This is a genomic window from Granulibacter bethesdensis, from assembly GCF_001889525.1.
GTDB classification, from domain to species: domain Bacteria; phylum Pseudomonadota; class Alphaproteobacteria; order Acetobacterales; family Acetobacteraceae; genus Granulibacter; species Granulibacter bethesdensis_C.
This window is the reverse complement of sequence record NZ_CP018192.1, coordinates 1,351,231-1,374,963: the sequence shown is the minus strand read 5'-3', so window position 1 is coordinate 1,374,963 and position 23,733 is coordinate 1,351,231. Positions and strand designations below refer to the sequence as shown.

The following is a 23,733-nucleotide window of genomic DNA, read 5'->3' as shown; positions in this document are numbered from 1 at the left end:
GTGATCTTTCAGGCTTTGACAGGAACCGGCTGGCAGCGCTAGCGGATTCCGCATGGATCAGACCCCGTCTTACTTTCAGCCATCCGGCACCGCCGTGATTCTTGCGGCCGGGCTCGGCACGAGAATGAAGTCCGCCCGGCCCAAGGTTCTGCACCCGATTGCAGGGCGCTCCATGCTGCAGCATCTGATTGCAGCCTGCCAGCAGGTGTTCAGCCATATCGTGGTGGTCATCGGCCCGGATATGGATAGCGTTGCCCGGGAAGCTGCGCCTCATCCAACCGTGGTGCAACAGGAAAGGCTTGGCACTGCACATGCAGCCCTGCAGGCCATGGCTCTGGTGCAGCAGGGAGAGGTTGCAATCCTGTACGGGGATAACCCCCTGATCTCGACCACAACCCTGCACACCCTCGTGCAGCGCCGTCGGCAGGGCGATGCGGTGCTGGCCATGCTCGCCATGCACCCGCCTGAGCCGGGACGCTATGGCCGGGTGATAACGGAGAAGTACCAGAGCGGAGACTATGTTTCCCGCATCGTCGAATATGCGGAGGCCAATGAACAGGAAAGGGCTGTAACACTCTGTAATGCAGGTGTGTTCTGCGCCGATGCCGTGTCCATGGCGGCTTGGCTGGGCGGTGTGGATAACGCCAACAGCAAGGGCGAGTACTATCTGGGAGATATCATTCCTCTCGCAATTGCGGGAGGGGGGCATGTTGCGGCTGTGGAAGCCCCTTATGAAGAGTTGCGCGGCATCAACAGCAAAATGGAGCTCGCCGAGGCTGAAGCAACGGTCCAGATCGCATTGCGCCGTCAGGCTCTGGAAAAGGGTGTTACCATGACCGCGCCGGACACGGTTTTTCTTTCGGCTGATACGATGCTCGCGCCGGATGTGCTGGTTGGCCCGCATGTGGTGTTCGGCCCCGGCGTTACGGTGGAGGAAGGGGCGGAAATCCGCGCTTTCAGCCATCTGGAAGGATGTCATGTCGGTCGGCATACGCTGGTCGGTCCTTATGCACGTCTGCGTCCGGGCAGCGTTCTGGGGGCAGGTGCTCATGTCGGGAATTTCGTTGAACTGAAACAGGCAACGCTGGGTGAGGGTGCGAAAGCAAATCACCTGACCTATCTGGGGGATGTCGAGGTCGGTGCGCGTGCCAATATCGGCGCTGGCACCATCACCTGTAATTACGACGGCGTGCACAAGCATCGCACGGAGATCGGGGACGATGCGTTTATCGGGTCCGATACGGCGCTGGTGGCCCCGGTGAGGATTGGACGCGGGGCGATTACGGGGGCTGGAAGCGTTATTGTCGAGGACGTACCAGCGGATGCCTTGGCACTTGCCCGTGGCCGTCAGGTAAACAAGCCAGAGCGTGCGGCAGAGATTCGCCGTCAACTGAAGGGCAGCGTCTGATGTGCGGCATTGTGGGTGTCATCGGGGCGCGGGATGCCGCCCCTTTGCTGTTGGACGGTCTTCGCCGGCTGGAATATCGCGGCTACGACAGTGCCGGGGTCGCCACGCTGGTGGATGGGATCATCGACCGTCGTCGTGCAGAAGGAAAACTCGCCAACCTTGCGGCCCTGCTGGATCGTTCCCCTCTGCCAGGACTGACCGGCATTGGCCATACGCGCTGGGCCACCCATGGCGCACCGACCGAGAGCAATGCCCATCCGCATGGCACCTCCCGCGTGGCCATCGTCCATAACGGGATCATTGAAAATCATGCCGAATTGAGGACCGAGCTGGAGGCGGAGGGGCAGGTTTTCCAAACGGAAACCGATACGGAAACCGTTGCCCAACTGGTTGATCTGCATCTGCGGCGGGGCATGGGGCCGGTTGCCGCGGCGCAGGCAGCCCTGAGTCGTCTGGAGGGCGCTTATGCGCTGGCCATGGTGTTCGCCGGCCACCCCGATCTGATCATCGGAGCGCAGAAGGGCGCACCTCTGGCGGTTGGCTATGGGGATCAGGAAATGTTTCTTGGCTCTGATGCTCTGGCTCTGGCACCGCTGACCCGGCGGATCGCCTATCTGAAGGATGGCGATTACGTGCTGGTGACACGGGAAGGGGCCCGTTTCTTTACGGAGGATGGCACAGAAGCCGCGCGGGAGGTCAAGCTCACTGCCTATAGTGGTGCCGCGATCGGCAAGGGGGAATACAGGCATTTCATGGAGAAGGAGCTCCATGAACACCCGGCGGTGATCGGTGATACCCTGCATCAGATGGTCAATCCGGCGACCCGTCAGGTGGCGCTGCCGGAATTGCCTTTCGACTGGTCGGATATATCACGCATCACCATGACGGCCTGTGGCTCAGCCTATTATGCCGGTCTTGTGGGTGCGCGCTGGTTCGAGGCATTGGCCCGTCTGCCGGTCGATACCGATGTTGCCAGCGAATTCCGTTATCGCGAACCGCCTTTGCCAAAGCGAGGACTTGGCCTGCTGGTCAGCCAGTCCGGCGAAACGGCCGATACTCTGGCGGCCCTGCGTTGTCTGAAAGCAGGGGGGCAGACCCTTCTCTCCATCGTCAACGTCGCCGAGAGCACCATTGCCCGCGAAAGTGACTCTGTCCTGCAAACCATTGCCGGGCCGGAGATCGGCGTTGCCAGCACCAAGGCGTTCACAGCCCAATTATCCGTGCTGGCCTGCCTCGCCATTGCCGCCGGGCGTCATCGTGGCCTTCTGGATCATGCCGAGGAAGCGCGCCTGACCGCCGCTCTGCTGGAAGTACCCGGTGCAGCTGCCGAGGTTCTGGAAAGGCATGATGCCATCAAGCGCGTAGCGGTCCGGGTCGCAGAAGCGCGCGATGTGCTGTATCTGGGCCGGGGAAACTGTTATCCCATCGCCCATGAGGGAGCGTTAAAGCTGAAGGAAATCAGCTATATCCATGCTGAAGCCTATGCGGCAGGCGAGATGAAGCATGGTCCCATCGCCCTGATCGACCATAGCGTGCCGATCATCGCCATTACCCCCAGCGGGCCGCTTTTTGATAAAACAGCCTCCAATCTTCAGGAAGCCGCAGCGAGAGGCGGCCAGATCATGGTGTTCAGCGATGAATGCGGGGCAGAGCGGTTGAAAGGTATTGCGGCTGAGACGGTTATCCTTCCGGATGTTGACCCGTTTGTAGCCCCGTTGCTTTACGCCATTCCTGTTCAGCTTCTGGCCTATCACGTCGCGGTCATGAAGGGTACCGATGTCGACCAGCCTCGTAACCTCGCTAAAAGTGTCACGGTCGAGTAACTGGACCACGCCGCCTAATTCTGGAACGAAGGCCGCTTTCGCTCAAAACCAATATAATTTTCGAGGAATACTGCTCATGAACAAGGCCCTGTTCAACGGAACCGTTGCTTTCATTCTTTCTATCTGCATTGGCCTGCCTGCTCTGGCGCGGGCAACCGAGATTCAGTCAGGTCTGTGGACGATTGATATCACCGCCCAAAAGGATGAAAAAACGGTCAAGCGTCAGAAGACCCAGTGCATTACCCCGGAAGAGGCAAAAAACCCTGAAGCCGGCTTCAATTTCAGCAAATCCATGCCGCAATGCGACAATACGCATCACTGGGACGGCACCACCCTGTCCTGGACGGTGGAATGCAAGAACGACAAGAAAATCGCCAGCAGCGGTAAGTTCATGTTTGACAGCGCCACGCATTTGACCGGTGTGATCGACAATACACAGGATGGCAAACCGCTGGCTCATATCACGATTGACGGCCGCCGGACTGGTGAGTGCCCGAAAACACCCTGATCATGCCATTCTCCGGCATTATGAAGCCGGACAGGGGGGTGAAGGTGATAAAGCGGCTGGGACTGTTTATGCTTCTGGCAGGTGTTGGGCTGCATTGCCTTCAACCCGGTCTGGCAGCCACCCCTTCGTCCCGCCCGGGCATCATTCCGGGGCTGAATTTGCCCTCTGCATCTTCTTCTGACACATCCGGGAACGCGGACCCTGATATTGATGGGTTGGTGAAAATTCTTGAGGATGACAAGGCACGGGCACGCCTGATTGAACGTTTGAAAAAAACGGCGACAGAAGATGAAAAAGCGGATGTATCACCTCCGGAGCCGGTAGCGGTTCATCTGGCTAATTTTTCCGCTCTGCTGTTTCAGCATTTCCGCTCATTTCTGTCGGTGTGGCAGATGGCGTTCAGAGAGCTGCTGGAGGTGTTGCACGGTACATCCCGGTTGTTCAGCTGGTATGTGCTGATGATCTTTCGCAACATGGCAGGGGTTGCAGCCGGGACATTTGCGGCGTTCTATGCAGTCCGATGGATAGCCGCGCGTCTCTCAACGCCTGTCTGGCTGCATCGGCCGGGCAGTTTTGCAGGAAAAGTGGTGCGGCTGCTGACGATTGTCCTGCTTGATGTCAGCACGGTGGTCATCGCTTGGCTGGCCGGAGAGCAACTGGCGCGGCTGATTGAAGGCGGGGACAACGTCACTGCCGGCCAGGAGATGTTCCTGCGCTCCTTCCTGCTGGTTGAATCCTTCAGAGTGGCTTTACGGGCAATTTTTACACCGCGTCTGCCGCATTTACGCTTCCTGAAAATGGGCACGCTTTCTGAAGCCAATCACAGGGCCAGGCTCTGGTACAGCTGGCTGGCATGGTCGGCGTCGGTGTTTGGTTACAGTTTCCTGATGGTCATTCCCCTGATGGAAACAGTCTCCATTGATGGCGGCCGGGCGCTGGAAACGCTGACGGTTCTGTCCGCGCTGATCGTAGCCATCTGGTTCTGCATAGTGCAGCGCCGAGAGGGCCGTATTGCCCTGACCAGACTGACCAATCATGGCTCTCTGGAGAATGCATCTGATATCTTTGCCAAGCTCGGTGCCATTATTGCGGCCATTTGGCATGCGATTGTGACGCTGTGGCTGACGGCGCTGTTCATATGCTGGCTGAGCATGCCATGGCTGCTGCCTTTCGTGCTGCGGGCCTCGATATATTCCATTGTCATTCTGCTGGTGGGGGGGGTCGCCTTAAGCAGGCTGGCCCTGTTACACAACGACGTCCCCGTTGCAGACCGGCTGAAACGTGCGATCCCCTTATTGAATATCTGGTTGCGAAGGCTGATCAATCCGCTGCGTCGCATTCTGCGGCTAACGGTTTTCGTGGTGACTGTGCTGGGACTGCTGCAAGTCTGGGCTTTGGTCGATGTTGTCGGCTGGTTGCAGACCGACGCCGGAAAATTTACACTTTCGGCCGGGATATCGGTGCTGATCGTTCTGGGATGCAGCGCAGCGATTTATCTGCTGGTGATTTCTTGGATCGAAAAACGATTGTTGCAGGGTGAAGAGCACGGCATTTCATCCCGCGAGAGAACCCTGCTTTCTTTGTTCAGGAACGCGTTTTCCATCACCATGGCGGTTATCGTCGTGCTGGCGATCCTGTCACAGCTGGGCGTCAATACCGCGCCTTTGCTGGCTGGTGCAGGGGTGTTCGGCCTGGCTATCGGCTTTGGCTCCCAGAAGCTGGTGCAGGACATCATCAACGGCATGTTCATCCAGTTCGAAAATGCAATGAATGAGGGCGATGTGGTGGAGGCCGCGGGTATTCAGGGTACGGTCGAAAAACTGACGATCCGATCGGTCGCTATTCGCAGCGTGGACGGTATTTACCATCTGATTCCGTTTTCATCGGTTGATCGCGTCTCAAACCACAACCGTATCTTCTCCATGCATGCTGCCGTCGTGCGCGTTGGTCACCGCGCCAGTATCCCGGATACCAAGGCAGCCATGTTCGAGGCATTTGACAGGTTGATGCAGACTGAACATGCCGGTGCCATCATTGGAACACTCGATATGCAGGGTGTGATCGACCTTTCTCCAGCAATCATCAGCATCCGCGCCCGGATCAAGACCCTGCCCGGGGAGCAGTGGATCATTGGCCGAGCCTATAACGAGATCGTCAAGAACGTGCTGGAAGAGCACGGAATTGAAATCGCCGTTCCCGGTATGCGTCTGTTTCTGGATGAAGTTCAGCCCGCAACCGGCCAGCAGCCTGCATAAAAATAAAAACTCGTAAAGCATTCAGGAATGCACGGAATGGACATTTCCGGATCTGCCATGTCTACGCCCAGGTCGCTCCATTTTTGCTGGATAGGATCCAGGCTGCCATGGGCTTATGGCATTGCTCTGCTGTCCGCTGCCGCTCACGGTGAGGCGAATGAAGTTATCCTGCATCACACTGATGAGTTGGAAAGCAGTCAGGTGCTTGAAGCATTGCGGGCCGTGTCATCCATCCGGGTGTCCCGGATCGACCCGCAAGCTTTATTGCAGTCTGTCGGTGCTGAGCTGGGTCTGGATGACAAATTATGGGTTATATATAGCCGTGTTTCCAGTCCTGCTATTTTGTCAGACATATTGCGGGCAGCGATTCTGTATCGTGATGGCGGGATCTATCTGGATGTCGATACTGTAACCATCGCGCCATTTTCATCGCTGTTTAAATTACAGCAGTTCATTGGTGTGGAAAGAATTGTTTGGCCCTATTGGGTAAAATTGTCTCGGTCCCCGTTTGTATGGGGGTGGGCGCTGGCTTTGGACGTAATGCGCAAAGCCATGAGAGTGCTACCTGAAGGTTGGCGATTTTACCGTTATGTTGAGAGGGCCTATTTCCGAGGCATCAACGGCGCCATCATGGGTGGCGCACCGAAAGCGCCTTTGTTTGAGATTTATTTGCGGCATATGGCCGCAATGTCTCCTGATAAACAGGTCATGCCCAATGCATTGGGGCCTGATTTATTGCAGGAGCTGATCGACAAAGGGCTTATTCCGGATCTTGTCGTCCATGATCCGGAATATTTTTATCCTCTTGCCCCGGAAATCTCCGAACACTGGTTTCGGCCCTGCCGTCATGCGCCGGATGCTCTCAGGAAGGCACTTATGCCGCAAACCATCGTTGTTCATTGGTATGGATCAGTGCGGACCAAATCCTATGTGGAAAAAATAGACCCCCAGTCTATTCAGGCAAATCAGCAAACCCAGCTTTACAGTGCGCTCGTGGCGCAGATGTTGCCGGAACTTCTGCATCGTGATGGCACATGAGAATAACCGGTATGCGCTTGGAGATTGTGCGCTTGCGGAGGCGACATGAGCCCCCGAACTGGACCGAACGGATATGAAAGGAAGAATGGCGGAGGGGATGGGATTCGAACCCACGATAGGACTTGACATCCTATAACGGTTTAGCAAACCGCCGCCTTCAGCCTCTCGGCCACCCCTCCGCCGGGCGTCTACCGGATTTTTTCCGGCACACGGCGTTTGCTGGGGTGCTTCTAGAGCGTGGGAGAGGGGGCGTCAATTGTGCAACTGTTCCTGAGGGTGAAAAATGATCTTTTCATGTCCATTGAAGCTGGCATCGCACAGGCAATTCTGTTCCAGCCCTCGTGTTATGCTTGAATGATGGCTCAGGCCGCCCTAGTGCTGTGAGAACAGAATCGAGGAGATGGCTTCATGAGCAGCTCGTATATGCTGCAGGCAGTGTGGCGTGGGATGCGCAATACGTGTCCCGGCTGCGGCGAAACACATTTACGCAAAGGCTATCTGGCCATTGAGCCTCGTTGCAGCGTCTGCGGCACCGAAAATGGAGCCTATCCCGCCGATGACCTGCCCCCATATATAACCCTGTTTATCGTCGGCCATATCGTCATTCCGGCCTTCATCTGGTCTGACTACCGTTATGAGCCCGCTATGTGGGTACAGTTTGCAATCTGGCTGCCGGTGATGGTCATTATGACCCTGGCTCTCCTGCCCGTCGTCAAAGGTGGTACAATCGGCCTGTGTCATGCGCTTGGAATGCGACGGGAAGCCTTTACTCGCCATGAAGCCGAAAAAGCACCGGATGCCGCAAAAATCGTCAGTCCTGTCGGCTCCGCAGGCCACTGAGGATAATCCCGAATAAGGCGGCGGCGGCTGTGGCGACAACAACCAGCAGCCGCATCCGCCGTGCGACTGCCTGCGTTTCACCCAGCGCGTGGCTGCGTATTGCATCCCGTTCCTGCAGCAGAGCCTTTGCAGCTTGCTGGGGAGGGGCGCTCATGATGGTATCCGCCTTTTTACCCAGTATGGAGCGAAGCGCGGAATTGTGCAGGATCTGCTCCGTCAGGGGCTGATTATCAAAGATCAGCCCGGCTGCGGCGTGCTCCAGCACTGTTTCCTTCTCCACCGCCGCCTCAAAAGGGACAGGAAGGGCATAAGTGGCCATCAGTCCGGTCAGGCCGGTGACGGCGAAGCAGGCGATCAAAAAGGCGGATTGGGTGCTGTCGATACGATGTGCCATGATATAAAGGCGTATCAGGGCAGGGCGTGATTGCGTCAACCGCCAAAATATCTCGGCGAATCCTGCTTTGTTCTTGACAGAACCATGTCGGGGCCTTACCCAGCGGCCTCCATATTGTTAGATGACCCGAAAGCTTGGATCATGAAGATTCGTAACAGCCTGAAGTCGGCCAAGGTGCGCGACAAGAATTGCCGCGTCGTGCGCCGCCACGGCCGTGTTTACGTCATCAACAAGAAGAACCCCCGCATGAAGGCCCGTCAGGGCTGATTACGGGCGGCGCTTCCGATGGCGTCGACATAAAAATATGGACTATCTGGAAAGCCGGAGCATAGGGTGAGAAATCATCTTATCTCCGGCTTTTCCGCTATGATCTATCAAGCACGGAGGCACTCATGGCCAAGATGATCCATTCCATGATCCGCGTTCTGAATGAAGAGCGCTCGCTGGCATTCTATCGCACCGCTTTCGGGCTGGAAGTAGCGGACAGGCTGGGTTTTGACAGCTTTACCCTGATCTATCTGAGCAGTCCCGAAAGTGGTTTTGAACTGGAGCTCACCGTTAATCACGGTCGGGAAGAAGCCTATGATCTCGGGAATGGCTACGGTCATCTGGCTGTTTCCGTTCCTGATGTGCAGGCCGAGTACGAGCGGATGAGCAAGGCAGGTCTTGAGCCTTTGCAGGTCAAGGAGCTTCGTCTTCATGATCGTCTGGTCGGGAAGTTCTTTTTTATCAAAGACCCGGACGGATATCTGATCGAGGTTCTGGAGCGGGGCGGACGGTTCCAGTAACTGTTTCCCGCCGAAGCAAGCGACGGCAGGATAAGGGGGATGCGATGATCGAATTACCCGAACCGAAAGCGGATGTTCTGGCGAAGCGCGATATCATCGTGGCCGGTCTGAGACACTTGCTCCCTGATGATGCGGTGATCGCTGATCCGTTGCGTCTGAAGCCGTATGAGACCGATGCCCTGACCGCATACCGTCAGGCTCCGATGGCGGTGGTCCTGCCTGGAACGACTGAGGAAGTCGCGGCTGTATTGGCTTTCTGCCACCAGTATGGCGTTCGGGTGATCCCTCGCGGTGCAGGGACCAGCCTGTCCGGAGGCGCCTTGCCGCTCAGTGACTCTGTTGTGGTCGGGATGATGCGGATGAACCGTATTGTCGAGATCAACTATGAGGATCGGTATGCGGTGGTACAGGCTGGTGTCACCAATATCGCTATTACTCAGGCCGTACAGGCGGCAGGGTTTTTCTATGCTCCTGATCCGTCGAGCCAGTTGGCCTGCATGATCGGCGGCAATGTCAATATGAACTCGGGGGGCGCGCACTGCCTGAAATACGGGGTGACAGCCAATAACCTGCTTGGCCTCCGTGCCGTAACGATTAATGGTGACATTATTGAGGTTGGTGGCAATTACCCGGATGCGGCCGGTTATGACTGGCTGGGCTTGCTGACCGGCAGTGAGGGCCAACTGGTGATTGTTACCGAAGTCACCGTGCGGATTCTTCACAGTCCCGAAGGCGCCCGGGCCATGTTGGCGGCGTTTGCCTCCAATGAGGTTGCGGGGCAATGCGTCGATGCCATTATCAGTTCGGGCATTATTCCGGTCGCCCTCGAATTCATGGACCGGCCAGCGATTCATGCCGCGGAAGCTTTTGCGAAAGCCGGCTATCCGTTGAATGCGGAGGCCTTGCTGATCATTGAAGTGGAGGGCGCGCGCCAGGAACAGGATCACCTGCTCGGCATGATCGAGCAGATATGCCAGCGCTTTGATCCGGTCAGCCTGCGTGTTTCGGCCTCGATGGAAGAAAGCATGGCAATCTGGAAGGGACGGAAGGGCGCGTTCGGAGCGATCGGACGCATCAGCCCGGATTATCTGTGCATGGATGGAACAATTCCGACCAGCCAGCTTCCCTACACCCTGCAACGTATTCGTGAGATGAGCGAATCCTATGGTCTGGCGGTCGCCAATATTTTCCATGCCGGAGACGGCAATCTGCATCCCCTGATCCTGTATGATGCGAACGATCCGGAAAGCGTCAGGAAAGCAGAGGCGCTGGGGGCGGATATTCTCTGCCTCTGCGTCGAGGTCGGGGGCTGCCTGACCGGAGAACACGGGGTCGGGGTCGAAAAGCGTGATCTGATGCCGGTGCAGTTCAATGAGATCGAACTGACCCAGCAGCGTATGGTCAAATCAGTGTTCGATCCGGATTGGTTGCTGAATCCGGCCAAGGTGTTTCCTTTGCTGCCTGCCATGGAGCCGGGTGCCAAGGCTGTGGAAGCAGCATGAGCGGTTTTCATACGCAGGATGCTCCTGACAGTGAGCAAGGCGTTGTCGATACCGTGCAGGCTGCTGTTGCCAGACGGGAGACGCTCCGTATAGAGGGCAATGCGACCAAAGCCGCCATGCTGCGTCCGGTCCGGGCTGATCGTGTCCTGTCCACCCGTCATCTGGCAGGGATCACGCTGTATTCTCCGAATGAGATGATCATTTCCGCGCGACCCGGCACACCAATTGATGTATTGGAAGCGGCGCTGGCAGAACATCGTCAGATTCTGATCGCCGAACCGCCTGATCTGCGACATATGCTGTGTAGCGGGGAGGCGCAGACCCTCCCTCAGACTTTGGGTGGTCTGGTTGCCACCAATCTGGCAGGGCCGAGACGTATTCAATATGGCTCCTTTCGGGATCATGTTCTGGGGGTGCGGGCCGTGAATGGGCGCGGGGAGTTGATCCACTCCGGCGGGCGCGTTCTGAAAAATGTCACCGGGCTTGATTTCAGCAAACTGCTGACCGGCAGTTTCGGCACGTTAGGGGTGCTGACTGAGATTACCCTGAAGGTTTTACCGGCTGAGGAAACGGTGGGAACACTGGTTCTGCCCTGTCCTTCGCCGGAACAGGCGGTACGTCTGTTGTCAGCCGGGCTGGGCTCACCTTTTGGTGTCACCGGAGCGGCCTGGGTAGAGCATCTGGATGCTGCCTGCGGCCCGGCAGCCCTGTTGCGGATCGAGGCTTTCGCTCCCAGCGCCCATTATCGGCTGGAAAAGTTACAGGCGATGCTGGGTGGCCATCTGTTCGGCCATGAGGAAAGTGTGACTTTGTGGCGCGATGTGCGGGATGTCTGCTTTCTGACTCAGGCCCCCACGGATGCCATCTGGCGGGTCAGCGTGGCCCCTTCCGCCGGGCCGGCTATCGCCAGCGCGGCACGGCAGAGCGGGGGAGGGGTGCAGATGGATTGGGGCGGCGGTCTGGTCTGGATATCGGCTCCGGCCAATGTGGAAACACATCATGCCCTGACGCTGGCTGTGGCCTCGGTTAAAGGGAGTTGGGCCCTGATGCGCGCCCCGGATGCCATGCGGCAGGCGGTTGACGTTATCCCGCCGGAACCGGCTGCTCTGGCACGTCTCGGCGCAGGGGTGCGGGAAGCGTTCGATCCTTATGGTCTGTTCAATCGGGGTCGGATGCGGCTCGTCTCCTGATCTATTCCTGCCCAGACGATAAAAAGGGAAGCGTGTCAGGCTTTCTATTGCGGCAAGATGGATTGCAATACGGTGGCATGAAGGTTATTTTGCCCAAATCATGGGCAATATAGACGTTAACTCCTCGCTTCCGGAGACCGGGAACGGCAGCGAAAGCCATATGAGCGGGCATGGCGGGGCACTCCCTGCTATTGCGCTCGGTGGGGGCGTGACGATCGAAACCCCCGTCATTCTGGCGCCGATGTCAGGCGTGACCGACCTGCCTTTTCGCGTGCTGGCGCGGGAGATGGGCGCCGGGATGGTGGTGTCCGAAATGATCGCCTCCTGGGCCATGGTGCGGGAGAACAAAACCACGTTGCGTATGGCAGAGCCGGCTGGTCCGCCTTTGTCGGGGAGCCCGAACGCCTTGCAGTTGGCCGGATGCGATCCGGAGGCGATGGCAGAAGCCGCAAGGATCGCCGTCGACAAAGGGGCGGAGCTGATCGATATTAATTTCGGCTGCCCGGTCAAGAAAGTGGCGGTCGGACAATCCGCTGGCTCTGCGTTGATGCGTGATGAGGTTGCGGCTGCGAAAATCCTTGAAGCGACCGTGAAGGCTGTCTCTGTTCCGGTCACGCTGAAAATGCGTATGGGTTGGGATCACCAGAGCCTGAATGCGCCTTCACTGGCGAAAATCGCCGAGGCATCGGGTATCCGGATGATTACCGTGCATGGCCGTACCCGCCAGCAGTTTTATGAAGGTAAGGCTGACTGGGCCTTTGTGGCGCGGGTAAAGCAGGCGACATCTCTTCCGGTGATCGTTAACGGAGACATCCAGACGGTTGAGCAGGCGGCAAAGGCACGGGCCATGTCGGGCGCCGACGGAGTGATGGTCGGGCGTGGCTGTTATGGCCGACCCTGGTTTCCCCGGCAGGTGGCGACCTATCTGCGGGATGGGGTCTATATGCCTGATCCCCCGCTGAGCGAGCGCAAGCAGATTCTGCTGAGTCATTATGATGCGATGCTGCGTTGCTTCGGTACAGATGCCGGTATGCGGCTGGCGCGCAAGCATGTGTCCTGGTACACGACCGGCCTGCATGGATCGGCAGCTTTTCGTGCTACGGTCAATCGTCTGGCTGATCCATTACAGGTTCTGGCCTTGATCGATACGTTTTTCGATCCACTGATCGAGGCAGAAGCCGCATCACCTGCTCATCGTGAAGCGGCTGAGTAATTATGGGAGGGGTTGAGCAGAGAAGTGATAAAGCCGTTGATAATCGCCTGACGGCAAGGGTTGCCTCTGAAACGGGTCAGGACCCTATTCCGATGATTGATCCGGCCTCGCTGCCGGGCATTCTGCCGATGCCATTGCTGATTCTGACGAATACAAATCGGATTATCTACGCCAATCATGCGGCGGAGCAGTTTCTAGGCCTGTCCGTGCATCAATTGCTGAACCTGACCCTTGCAGATGTGATGGCGCAAGACAGCCCGGTTTTTGTCCTGATTGATCAGGTGCGGCGTATGGGGGCCACTTTTGCCGATCACGATATGTCTCTGGAAGGTCCGCGCTTTCAGCGGGAAGGCATTGCGGTGCAGGGAACACCATTGGCTGAATATCCCGGCTGCATCATGCTGACCATGCAAGATTCCTCGGCAGCCCGTCATCTGGACCGCCAGCTTGCCTTCCGTAATGCGGCCCGCAGCGTGACCGGCATGGCCGCCATTTTGGCGCATGAGGTCAAGAACCCGCTATCGGGTATTCGCGGGGCCGCGCAGCTTCTGGAATCATCCGTGGCGGAAGCCGACAAGGAACTGACTGTACTGATCAGGGAGGAAGCGGATCGTATCCGCGCTCTGGTCGACCGGATGGAGGCATTTGGCGAAAAACCCATCCAGCGCGGAGCCGTGAACATCCATCGCGTACTGGAGCATGTGCGCCGTCTGGCACAGACCGGCTTCGCCTCCGGTATCCGTTTTGTGGAGCATTATGATCCATCCCTGCCACCGGTTTTCGGCAATCGGGATCAGCTGATTCAGGTTTTGCTCAATCTGGTGAAGAACGCGTCCGAGGCAATCAACGATAGCGGCATGTCCAGCGGAGAAATCATTCTCTCCACCTCCTATCGCCATGGAGTCCGTATGGCCGTGCCGGGATCGACCAAAAAAACCCATCTGCCACTGATTATTTCTGTCCGCGATAATGGACCGGGGATCACGGAAGATATGACCCATCATCTGTTCGATCCTTTTGTGACTTCCAAGGTGACAGGAAGTGGCCTCGGGCTGGCCCTTGTTGCAAAGGTGATCGGCGATCATGGTGGTTTGATCGAAGTCGATAGCAGGCCCGGTCGTACCGAATTCAGCCTGCATATGCCGATGCTGGTCGAGGAATCATACCATGGCGACTGACTGGCTTTACTGCTCTGCTGCTGAACTGTCTTTTGCTTTGACCCGTGCGCGGAAAGCATCCTGATGTCTACTCCCACCATCCTGATTGCAGATGATGATCGTTCGATCCGTACGGTGCTGACGCAGGCGCTGGGGCGCTCCGGCTATCAGGTCCGCAGCACTTCCACCACGTCTACGCTGTGGCGCTGGGTGGAAGATGGGGAGGGTGATCTGGTTATCACCGATGTGGTGATGCCGGATGAGAACGGGCTTGATCTGATCCCGCGTATTAAACGGATCCGTCCTGATCTTCGTGTCGTAGTGATGAGTGCACAATCCACGCTCAGCACAGCAGTGAAGGCAACCCAGCAAGGGGCGTTTGAATATCTGCCGAAACCGTTTGATCTGAAAGAATTGCTGTCAGTTGTAGGACGCGCGCTGGAAGCAGCCCCTCCGCAACCGGAAGCACCCGTCAGGGAGCCAGCTGATCAGGATGAGCGGCTGCCGCTGATCGGACGCTCTCCGGCAATGCAGGAAATATACCGCACCATTGCACGCCTGACGACGGCTGATCTCACCGTGATGATCAATGGCGAAAGCGGCACTGGCAAGGAGCTGGTGGCACGTGCGCTGCATGATTATGGCAAGCGCCGTAATGGTCCTTTCGTGGCCATCAACATGGCGGCCATCCCGCGTGAGCTGATCGAAAGTGAATTATTCGGTCATGAACGCGGCGCCTTTACCGGTGCGGTCGGGCGTGGTCAGGGCCGGTTCGAGCAGGCGAATGGCGGCACGTTGTTTCTTGATGAAATCGGTGACATGCCCCCGGAAGCGCAGACACGTCTGCTGCGTGTGTTACAGGAAGGTGAGTTCACGGCTGTCGGTGGCCGGCAGCCTATCCGGGCCAATGTACGGATTGTCGCAGCCACGCACAGAGATTTACGGCAGGCGATCCGTCAGGGCCTGTTCCGCGAAGATCTGTTTTATCGTCTGAACGTTGTGCCCATCCGTTTGCCTGCGCTGCGGGAGAGAGTCGAGGATATTGCCCTGCTAGCCCGTCATTTTCTGGATCGTGCGCGCGAATCAGGGCTTCCCGCTAAAAGTCTCGATCAAGGCGCGATTGAGGCTCTGCGCGCCCATCGCTGGCCCGGCAATGTGCGTGAACTGGAAAACCTGATGCGCCGTCTGGCGGCATTGTGTCCGCAGGAAGTGATCTCGGCCAGCGTGGTTGATGCGGAATTGCACGATATCACACAGAATGACAGTGGTTGGCACGGCGTTGAAGCCGGTTCGGCAGGAGAGGACCGCTCCGGCGGCAATGCCTCCCACGAGCCGTTGTCACAGGCTGTCGAGCGTCATATCAGGACTTTCCTCGCAGCCCATCATGATGGGCTTGCCCCGTCAGATATTTATGATCGTGTTCTGGCAGAGGTGGAGCGGCCACTGATTCAGATGACGCTGGCGGCAACACGTGGAAACCAGATCAAGGCTGCGGCGATGCTGGGGTTGAATCGCAATACGTTGCGGAAGAAAATCCGCGATCTGGATATTCCCGTGGTCAGGGGGATCGCCTGAAACCGGCCCGGCATATCACCAACAAGGCTCTCCATAACGGAGCGCGACCATGATCCATACATCTTCAAGTTCCGGTCGCGCAACAAATCCGGCCGCACGCTCGACACGCCGCCTTGGCAACATGCTGCGCCGCCTCTCCAATGTGATGCTGGGGCGTTTGGTGACGCTTGTCCTGGCCATCAGCGCACTGGCCCTTGGCATTGGTACGTTTGCCGTTCTGGCGGGTGGCGTTCCATTAAGTGGGCGCCCCAATCTCGTCTTCGGTCTGGTTCTGGCCAATTTGATCGTGCTGCTGCTGCTTGGTGCGGTGCTGGCCGGGCGTTTGACCCGTGTCTGGACGGAACGGCGGCGTGGATCGGCTGGATCGCGGTTGCATGTAAGATTGGTACTGCTCTTCAGCGTTGTCGCCGTGGTGCCCAGTATTCTGGTGGCCGGATTTGCAACCTCGTTTTTCAATTTCGGCATTCAGTATTGGTTCAATGATCGTGTCCGCACCGCACTGGAAGAAAGTCTGGAGACGGCACGGGGTTATCTGGATGAACACCGCAATAATATCCGTGGTGATGCCTCCGGCATGGCCAATGATCTTTCTCAGGCTGGCAAAATTTCGGTGACTGATCCCAATGCGTTTTTCCGTACGCTGGATCAGCAGACTGTGCTCCGCGGCCTGACTGAAGCCGTCGTGTTCGAACCGGTGACAAAGCAGGTCATTGCCTCTGCCGGTCTGGTCGCCGGTCTGGCGACGGAGATTCCCCCCAGCTGGGCCATTGACATGGCCCGTACCGGGGATGTGGCCGTGTTGAGCGCGGAAAACGGAACAGCCGTGCGGGCGGTCGTGCAGCTCAATTCAACACCGCCTCTGATGCTGGTGATCGGTCGTCCGGTGGATCCCGCCATTCTCGATCACATGCATCATGTGGAAGAAGCAGTGGCCGAATATGAAAGGCTGGATCAGAATCGATCCGGCCTACAGATTACTTTTGTGCTGATTTTTGCGCTGGTTGCGCTGCTGGTCCTGTCTGCGGCTGTGTTGATCGGTCTGGTTCTCGCCAATCAGATTGCCCGCCCGATTGGACGCCTGATACTTGCGGCAGAGCGGGTCAGGGCCGGTGATCTGTCAGTACGCGTTCCAGAAGCCGCTACCGGCGATGAAATTGCCGGATTGAGCCGGGCCTTTAACCGGATGACCGGCCAGCTTTCCTCCCAGCGGGCGGAGCTGTTCAACGCCTATGCCCAGATCGACGAGAGACGCCGCTTTACCGAGGCCGTGTTGTCAGGTGTTTCCGCCGGAGTGGTGGGATTGAATGCGTCAGGCCTGATAGAACTGCCCAATCGAGCTGCCGGAGAATTGCTTGGTCAGGATCTCATGTCCGCGGTCGGCTCAGAGCTTGCCGAGATTGCACAGGAATTCTCTCCTTTGATCGAGGCGGCCCGTCAGCAGCCGGACCGGGCTCAGGTGGCTGAAATTCATCTGACTCGTTCCAGCGGCCGCAGAATTCTGTTGGCGCGGATCGGTGCAGAGCGGCACATTTCAGATAACAGGGGGGGAGAAGCGTCTCCCGTGGATGCACCCGGCTTTGTCGTTACCTTTGATGACATCACCGAACTTCAATCCGCCCAACGGAAAGCTGCATGGGCCGATGTGGCACGTCGGATCGCGCATGAGATCAAAAATCCTCTGACCCCCATCCAGCTGGCGGCAGAACGGTTGAAACGTCGCTTTGCCAGAGAGATCAGCTCTGATCCCGAGACGTTCACACAATGTGTTGATACGATTGTCCGTCATGTAGGTGACATAGGCCGCATGGTGGACGAATTTTCCGCTTTTGCCCGTATGCCGCAGCCCGTGATCAAGCTGGAGGATGTCGGCCGCGTTGCCCGTGATGCGTTGATTCTGCAACGCAGCGCCCGTCCTGAACTCGGCTGGACGACTGATATACCGGAACGGGGGCCTTCAGCCCTATGTGACCGCCGGCTGCTGGGGCAGGCACTGACGAATCTGCTTCAGAATGCTGCCGATGCAGTTGTCGCCCGTTTCGGCAATGGCGGTAGCGTTGGGACAAATGCTCTGGAAACGCCCCACCCGCAGGATGGCTGTATTGTGCTTCGTGTGGCAATTGAGGACGAAGAAATACGGCTCTCCGTCATCGATAACGGTGTCGGACTGCCTGATGTCGACAGGGCGCGTCTGACAGAGCCGTACGTTACGCATAAACCCAAAGGTACCGGACTTGGTCTCGCTATCGTCAAAAAAATCATGGAAGACCATGGTGGCCGGGTTGTGCTGGCAGACAATGAGGATGGACATGGAACAGTGGCGTCGCTGTTCCTTCCATTGCAGAACAATGCTTCAAATCCTGATGGAATCACGGCTGTATAAAGCTGGAGTCCGCAAGGCTCTGAAGACGGAGAGGATGAAAGGTTAGCATGGTGCACGAAATCCTGATCGTTGATGACGAACCGGATATCCGTCTGCTGATCGACGGCATTCTGCGTGATGAAGGATATGAAACCCGTCAGGCAGCCGATTCCGACTCCGCTATCGCGGCTTTCCGTGCCCGTCGTCCATCCATGGTGCTGCTGGATGTCTGGCTGCAAGGATCACGTTTGGACGGGTTGGGCATTCTTCAGGTGCTGCATGCGGAAGAACCGCACGTACCAGTCGTCATGATCTCGGGGCACGGTAATATCGAAACCGCTGTCAATGCGATCCATGCGGGGGCATACGATTTCATCGAAAAGCCCTTCAATTCGGACCGTTTGCTGCTGGTGGTGCGCCATGCGCTGAATGCGGCCCGTCTGGCGCGGGAAAATGCGGAGTTACGGCTCCGCGCCGGGCCTGAAAGCGATCTGATCGGTGACAGCAATGTCATCAATGGCATTCGCAACAGCGTCGAAAAAGTCGCTCCTACCGGCTCTCGCGTGTTGATCACCGGTCCCGCTGGCAGCGGCAAGGAAGTTGTTGCCCGCCTGTTGCACAGCCGTTCCAGACGCTCGGAGGGACCATTTGTTGCGTTGAATTGCGCCACCTTGAATCCCGCTCGTTTTGAGGAGGAACTGTTCGGGGTTGAGGCAAGTGTAGAGACCCCAAGACGCGCCGGTGTGCTGGAACGCGCTCATGGCGGGACGCTGCTGCTGGATGAAGTCAGCGATATGCCTCTGGAAACGCAGGGCAAGATTGTCCGGGCACTTCAGGATCAGACATTCGAGCGTCTGGGCGGCTCCGCCCGGGTGAAGGTGGATGTGCGCGTGATCGCCACCACTAATCGCGACTTGCAGGCCGAGATTGCACTGGGGCGGTTCCGTGAGGATTTCTATTATCGGCTTGCGGTCGTACCGTTACGGGTTCCGCCCCTGAAGGAGCGGCGGGAGGATATTCCTGCTCTGGCCCGGCATTTTCTGGCGCGTTCGGCATCCTCGTCCGGGATGCCACTGCGCGATCTGTCCACCGACACACTCACTGCGTTGCAGGCTTACGACTGGCCGGGCAATGTCCGCCAGCTGCGGAATGTCATGGACTGGCTGGTCATCATGGCGCCCGGGTCAGCCAGCGATCCGATAAGGGCGGATATGCTGCCACCGGAGATCAGTTCAAATGCACCTGCCTTACTGCATGTTGATAGCGGCGCGGATGTCATGGCTCTTCCCCTGCGGGAGGCTCGTGATCTGTTCGAAACCCAGTATCTACAGGCCCAGCTGCTGCGGTTTGGAGGCAATATCAGCCGCACGGCCGGATTTGTCGGCATGGAGCGTAGTGCACTCCATCGCAAGCTGAAACAGCTTGGCGTTAACAGCGATGATCGTATCCCCGGCTGAAATCCAGGACCGAGGATAGCAAAACCGGCTACGGAAAATTCCGTAGCCGGTTAATACTGACGTCAATGGTAAAAAACCTTGGTTATTGTCTGGCGACAGGAGCGCTCTGCAGGCGTCCATGACGGTAAAGCTGGCTTGCAAGACGTTTCGCATCGGCCAAAGTCGGCCATACGCTGCCATCCAGTTGCTCAACGCGCAGATCAATGGCAACGAAACGGAAACCGCTTTCATTGCGGACCGCCGCGCCCAGAAAAGCACCATCGACCTCGATCACATGAGATTGCAGCATTGTTTTCTCCTCACGGGGGGAAACCCGTTTTTCTTCCGTGATGTCTCAAAGATTGGCTTGTGCAGGAACCGGCTGCTCAGTGGTCACAACAGCACATTCGAAACGCACAGGAAGAAAATGGCCTGCGGCCAGGACCGCAGGCAGTTTGAGGAAGGAACGAATACCCGGGAAGGGCCAGCAAAACGTGCATTATCATCTCCGGCAGCCCGGCTGACTATCTTCCCGAGCAGCATCGTGGATAAACCATGATCGTCCGCATAAATCAACAAGTAAAAAACGTTCTTTGATAAATTTTACTTAATACGAAAATTTAAAGTATTATTCAGCCGCCCTCTTGCGGTTGATCCTGCGTGGGGAGGCGGGCGGCTTCGCAAGCAGCGGAGCCAGAAAACGCCCGGTATGGCTTTCGGGAGAGGCCGCAATCTGTTCAGGCGTACCTTCCGCCACAATTCGTCCACCGCCATCCCCGCCTTCCGGACCGAGATCCAAAATCCAGTCCGCTGTCTTGATGACTTCCAGATTGTGTTCGATCACGATGACAGTATTGCCCTGATCGACCAGCGTGTGCAACACATCCAGCAGCTTGCGGACATCCTCGAAATGCAGGCCGGTGGTAGGTTCGTCGAGGATATACAGCGTCCGCCCGGTCGCACGGCGGGCGAGTTCCTTGGACAATTTCACACGCTGTGCTTCACCGCCGGAGAGCGTGGTGGCCTGCTGACCCAGCTTCACATAACCCAATCCTACCTGTTGCAGGATTTTCAACCGGTCATGGATACGGTTTGCGGCACTGAAATAGGGCACGGCTTCATCGACCGACATATCCAGTACGTCGGCAATGGATTTGTCGCGGAATTTTACTTCCAGCGTCTCGCGGTTGTACCGTTTGCCTTTACAGGTATCGCAGGTGACGAACATATCCGGCAGGAAGTGCATCTCGATTTTCAGCACTCCGTCGCCCTGACATGCCTCACAGCGACCGCCTTTGACATTGAAGCTGAATCGGCCCGCCTTGTAGCCTCGTGCCCGGCTTTCCGGCAATTCGGCAAACCATTCCCGGATGGGGGCAAACAGATCAGTATAGGTGGCCGGGTTGGAACGCGGCGTGCGTCCGATCGGGGACTGGTCGATGTCGATGATCTTGTCGAGCAGTTCCAGTCCTTCAATCCGCTCATACGGTGCAGGCACCTGAGCCGCCCCCATCAACCGCCTTGCGGTCAGCTTGTAGAGCGTATCAACCACCAGCGTAGATTTCCCGCCACCGGACACGCCGGTGACGCAGGTAAAAGTCCCCAGCGGAAAATGTGCCGTGACATTTTTGAGGTTATTGCCCTTTGCTCCCATCAGCGTCAGCATCCGTTTCTTCTGAATTGGACGACGCTGCTGGGGAACGGCGATCGCGGCACGGCCTGACAGATAGGCGCCTGTCAGACTATCTGGATGTTTTGCGACCTCCTGCGGGGTGCCGCAGGCGATCACATGCCCCCCATTGACGCCCGCGCCCGGCCCCATATCAATCAGATGGTCGGCAGCGCGTATTGCATCTTCGTCATGCTCGACCACCAGCACAGTGTTGCCGAGTGATTTCAGTCGCCGGAGCGTGCCGAGCAGCCGGTCATTATCACGCTGGTGCAACCCGATGGACGGTTCGTCGAGCACATAGAGCACCCCTGTCAGGCCGGAGCCGATCTGGCTTGCCAGCCGGATGCGTTGGCTCTCTCCCCCGGACAGGGTGGCGGAGGATCGTGCAAGGGTCAGATAATCGAGGCCGACATCCAGCAGAAACTGAAGCCGGTCCTCGATTTCACGCAGGATGCGCCGGGCGATCTCGGCCCGTTGCGGGGTCAGACTGGCCAGCACGGATTGGAACCAGGGCAGCGCATCACGGATCGATAATTCCGAGGCCGCTGCAATGTCCTTGCTATTGATCTTGACGGCCAGAGCTTCCGGCTTGAGCCGGGCGCCATCACAGACATGGCAAGGTTTTTCGGCCTGATAACGCGACAGTTCCTCCCGCACCCATACGCTGTCGGTTTCGCGCAGACGGCGTTCCAGATTGCGGATGACACCTTCGAATGGCCGTTTGACCGTATAGCTGCGCACCCCGTCCTTATAGGTAATGGAAACATCCTCTTCGGTGCCGAATAGAATGCCGTTGCGACATAAATCTGGCAGCTCCTCCCACGCGGTACGCGGATCGACGCGATAATGCGCGGCCAGAGCCATCAGCGTTTGATCGTAGTAAGGGCTGGCCGCACCGGACCATGCCGCAATGGCACCCTCCTTGAGGCTGAGTCGTTCATTCGGCACGACCAGATCGGGATCGAAAAAATTCTCGACCCCCAGCCCGTCACAGGCCGGGCAGGCACCGTGTGGGGAGTTGAAGCTGAACAGGCGTGGCTCGATCTCCTCAATGGTAAAGCCACTGACCGGGCAGGCGAAGCGAGAGGAAAAGACCGTGCGTTCTCCGCTGGTCGCATCTTCGGCGTAGACGATTCCGTCAGACAGACCCAGCGCGGTTTCGAAACTGTCGGCCAGACGCTGTTGCAGTCCCTCCTTGACCACCACGCGATCCACCACTGCTTCCAGCGTATGCTTGAGCTTCCGGTTCAGGGCAGGGACATCGCCAATATCGTATAATTCCCCGTCCACCTTGACGCGGGTAAAGCCACGGCGCTGCAACTCGGCGAGTTCCTTGCGGTATTCTCCCTTACGGTCGCGCACCACCGGCGCCAGCAGCAACAGCCTCGTGCCCGATGGCATATCCAGAACCCGGTCCACCATCTGGCTGATAGTCTGGGCCTCGATCGGCAGCCCGGTCGCGGGAGAGTAGGGAACGCCTGCGCGCGCCCAGAGAAGACGCATATAATCGTGGATTTCCGTTACCGTACCGACGGTGGAGCGGGGATTGCGGCTGGTAGTCTTCTGCTCGATCGAGATAGCGGGAGAGAGACCTTCGATACTGTCCACATCCGGCTTGCCTGCCAGTTCCAGAAACTGTCTTGCATAGGCGGACAGGCTTTCGACGTAACGCCGCTGCCCCTCGGCATAGATCGTATCGAAGGCCAGTGATGATTTGCCGGAGCCAGACAGTCCGGTGATAACCGTCAGGCTATCCCGTGGAATATCAATATCGACGTTTTTCAGGTTGTGCTCGCGGGCGCCGCGCACACGAATGGAACCGGCCATACGATCAATCCGACACGAGAGAAAGAAGCGAGAATAGCAACGACAAGGAAGATGTTCTGGAAAAGTTCCGCATGGATAGCAACAGCAAATCACTCATGCTATAGAGGTTACCCACTTGCCGGACGCCCTTTGGCGTGTCCGGCCTGAGCAAAAAAGCGGACAAATATATGGCTGGCAGTGTCAATAAGGTCATTCTGATCGGTAATCTCGGGCGCGACCCCGAGGTTCGCAATACCCAGGATGGCGGCAAGGTGGTGAATTTTACGCTCGCAACCAGCGAAACGTGGAATGATCGTGCTTCCGGTGAGCGGAAAGAACGAACCGAATGGCATCGTGTGGTGGTCTTTAATGACCGGTTGGCGGATATCGCCGAACGCTATCTGCGCAAGGGCACCAAGGTCTATGTCGAAGGGGCGCTCCAGACCAGGAAATGGACCGACCAGGCCGGACAGGAAAAATACACCACTGAGGTCGTGATCAGTCGCTTCCGTGGTGAAATCACCATGCTGGATAGCCGCTCGAGCGGGGAGGGGGCTGGTGAAGGCGGTGGTTATCGGTCTGCTCCCGCCCAGCGTGCGCCATCCGGCGGCGGCAGCGGATTGGGTGGTGGCAACAGCCGCCCTGCATCCGGCGGCAGTGGCTGGGAACCTTCTCATGGCGGCGATCTGGACGACGAAATTCCGTTCTGATCAGATTATATTACCATGAAGGGGGCCTTGATGCGCCCCTTCATCATTCAGGTCTGCCG

The 23,733-nt window shown here is 57.6% G+C and carries 19 protein-coding genes and 1 tRNA gene; 16 read left to right on the top strand and 4 right to left on the bottom strand.

What is annotated here, in order from left to right; all coding sequences use genetic code 11:
* Window positions 1–52 precede the first annotated feature (52 nt).
* From glmU to GbCGDNIH6_RS06300, 5 genes are all read left to right on the top strand, one after another.
* Window positions 53–1,408 (top strand): bifunctional UDP-N-acetylglucosamine diphosphorylase/glucosamine-1-phosphate N-acetyltransferase GlmU, encoded by a 1,356-nt coding sequence (glmU, locus tag GbCGDNIH6_RS06320; RefSeq protein ID WP_072563248.1) that lies wholly within the window; start codon window positions 53–55, stop codon window positions 1,406–1,408.
* Window positions 1,408–3,231 carry a glutamine--fructose-6-phosphate transaminase (isomerizing) gene (gene glmS / locus GbCGDNIH6_RS06315; protein ID WP_072563247.1) on the top strand — a complete coding sequence of 608 codons (1,824 nt, stop codon included), beginning with the start codon at window positions 1,408–1,410 and terminating at the stop codon, window positions 3,229–3,231. Before glmU ends, glmS begins: the two co-directional genes overlap by 1 nt.
* 76 nt (window positions 3,232–3,307) lie before the next feature.
* Window positions 3,308–3,739, top strand: coding sequence for a DUF3617 domain-containing protein (locus tag GbCGDNIH6_RS06310; protein ID WP_072563246.1), 432 nt, complete (start codon window positions 3,308–3,310; stop codon window positions 3,737–3,739).
* On the top strand, window positions 3,721–5,994 hold the full coding sequence (locus GbCGDNIH6_RS06305; RefSeq protein WP_072563245.1) for a mechanosensitive ion channel domain-containing protein: 2,274 nt from the start codon (window positions 3,721–3,723) through the stop codon (window positions 5,992–5,994). The genes GbCGDNIH6_RS06310 and GbCGDNIH6_RS06305 overlap by 19 nt, the downstream gene beginning before the upstream one ends.
* 36 nt (window positions 5,995–6,030) lie before the next feature.
* Window positions 6,031–7,032 (top strand): glycosyltransferase, encoded by a 1,002-nt coding sequence (locus GbCGDNIH6_RS06300; RefSeq protein ID WP_232449726.1) that lies wholly within the window; start codon window positions 6,031–6,033, stop codon window positions 7,030–7,032.
* A gap of 86 nt (window positions 7,033–7,118) precedes the next feature.
* Here the strand turns inward: GbCGDNIH6_RS06300 and GbCGDNIH6_RS06295 are convergent.
* A tRNA-Ser gene (locus GbCGDNIH6_RS06295) sits at window positions 7,119–7,211 on the bottom strand.
* Between the two features lie 229 nt (window positions 7,212–7,440).
* On the opposite strand from GbCGDNIH6_RS06295, the gene GbCGDNIH6_RS06290 reads away from it, so the two are divergent.
* Window positions 7,441–7,872, top strand: a complete 432-nt coding sequence (locus GbCGDNIH6_RS06290) for a DUF983 domain-containing protein (RefSeq protein WP_072563243.1) — start codon at window positions 7,441–7,443, stop codon at window positions 7,870–7,872.
* Here GbCGDNIH6_RS06290 and GbCGDNIH6_RS06285 read toward each other — a convergent pair.
* Entirely contained in the window at window positions 7,844–8,266 is a 423-nt protein-coding gene (locus GbCGDNIH6_RS06285) for a hypothetical protein (protein WP_157692342.1), read from the bottom strand. The two genes, GbCGDNIH6_RS06290 and GbCGDNIH6_RS06285, sit on opposite strands and share 29 nt — an antisense overlap.
* Window positions 8,267–8,407: 141 nt before the next feature.
* Between GbCGDNIH6_RS06285 and ykgO the strand changes: the two genes are divergently transcribed.
* The 9 genes from ykgO (at window position 8,408) to ntrX (ending at window position 19,507) form a co-directional block, all read left to right on the top strand.
* Window positions 8,408–8,533, top strand: a complete 126-nt coding sequence (gene ykgO / locus GbCGDNIH6_RS06280) for a type B 50S ribosomal protein L36 (RefSeq protein WP_025286647.1) — start codon at window positions 8,408–8,410, stop codon at window positions 8,531–8,533.
* Between the two features lie 125 nt (window positions 8,534–8,658).
* Window positions 8,659–9,054, top strand: a complete 396-nt coding sequence (locus GbCGDNIH6_RS06275; RefSeq protein ID WP_072563241.1) for a VOC family protein — start codon at window positions 8,659–8,661, stop codon at window positions 9,052–9,054.
* 44 nt (window positions 9,055–9,098) lie between these two features.
* On the top strand, window positions 9,099–10,556 hold the full coding sequence (locus GbCGDNIH6_RS06270; protein ID WP_072563240.1) for an FAD-linked oxidase C-terminal domain-containing protein: 1,458 nt from the start codon (window positions 9,099–9,101) through the stop codon (window positions 10,554–10,556).
* Window positions 10,553–11,746, top strand: a complete 1,194-nt coding sequence (locus GbCGDNIH6_RS06265) for an FAD-binding protein (protein ID WP_072563239.1) — start codon at window positions 10,553–10,555, stop codon at window positions 11,744–11,746. Before GbCGDNIH6_RS06270 ends, GbCGDNIH6_RS06265 begins: the two co-directional genes overlap by 4 nt.
* 160 nt (window positions 11,747–11,906) lie before the next feature.
* Window positions 11,907–12,959 carry a tRNA dihydrouridine synthase DusB gene (gene dusB, locus GbCGDNIH6_RS06260; RefSeq protein WP_072564410.1) on the top strand — a complete coding sequence of 351 codons (1,053 nt, stop codon included), beginning with the start codon at window positions 11,907–11,909 and terminating at the stop codon, window positions 12,957–12,959.
* A 92-nt stretch (window positions 12,960–13,051) separates the two neighbouring features.
* On the top strand, window positions 13,052–14,137 hold the full coding sequence (locus GbCGDNIH6_RS06255) for a two-component system sensor histidine kinase NtrB (RefSeq protein ID WP_072563238.1): 1,086 nt from the start codon (window positions 13,052–13,054) through the stop codon (window positions 14,135–14,137).
* A 63-nt stretch (window positions 14,138–14,200) separates the two neighbouring features.
* On the top strand, window positions 14,201–15,691 hold the full coding sequence (ntrC, locus tag GbCGDNIH6_RS06250; RefSeq protein ID WP_072563237.1) for a nitrogen regulation protein NR(I): 1,491 nt from the start codon (window positions 14,201–14,203) through the stop codon (window positions 15,689–15,691).
* 49 nt (window positions 15,692–15,740) lie between these two features.
* Window positions 15,741–18,071, top strand: a complete 2,331-nt coding sequence (locus GbCGDNIH6_RS06245; protein WP_232449725.1) for a sensor histidine kinase NtrY-like — start codon at window positions 15,741–15,743, stop codon at window positions 18,069–18,071.
* A 47-nt stretch (window positions 18,072–18,118) separates the two neighbouring features.
* A complete protein-coding gene (ntrX, locus tag GbCGDNIH6_RS06240) occupies window positions 18,119–19,507 on the top strand; it encodes a nitrogen assimilation response regulator NtrX (protein ID WP_072563236.1) in 1,389 nt (462 codons plus the stop codon).
* A gap of 82 nt (window positions 19,508–19,589) precedes the next feature.
* Here ntrX and GbCGDNIH6_RS06235 read toward each other — a convergent pair whose 3' ends face one another.
* Together GbCGDNIH6_RS06235 and uvrA are read right to left on the bottom strand one after the other, a co-directional pair.
* Window positions 19,590–19,796 (bottom strand): hypothetical protein, encoded by a 207-nt coding sequence (locus GbCGDNIH6_RS06235; RefSeq protein WP_072563235.1) that lies wholly within the window; start codon window positions 19,794–19,796, stop codon window positions 19,590–19,592.
* Between the two features lie 318 nt (window positions 19,797–20,114).
* Window positions 20,115–22,985: an excinuclease ABC subunit UvrA gene (gene uvrA, locus GbCGDNIH6_RS06230; protein ID WP_072563234.1), complete on the bottom strand. Its 2,871-nt coding sequence runs from the start codon at window positions 22,983–22,985 to the stop codon at window positions 20,115–20,117.
* A gap of 167 nt (window positions 22,986–23,152) precedes the next feature.
* Between uvrA and ssb the strand changes: the two genes are divergently transcribed.
* Window positions 23,153–23,674, top strand: a complete 522-nt coding sequence (gene ssb / locus GbCGDNIH6_RS06225) for a single-stranded DNA-binding protein (RefSeq protein ID WP_072564408.1) — start codon at window positions 23,153–23,155, stop codon at window positions 23,672–23,674.
* The last annotated feature ends 59 nt before the right edge of the window (window positions 23,675–23,733 follow it).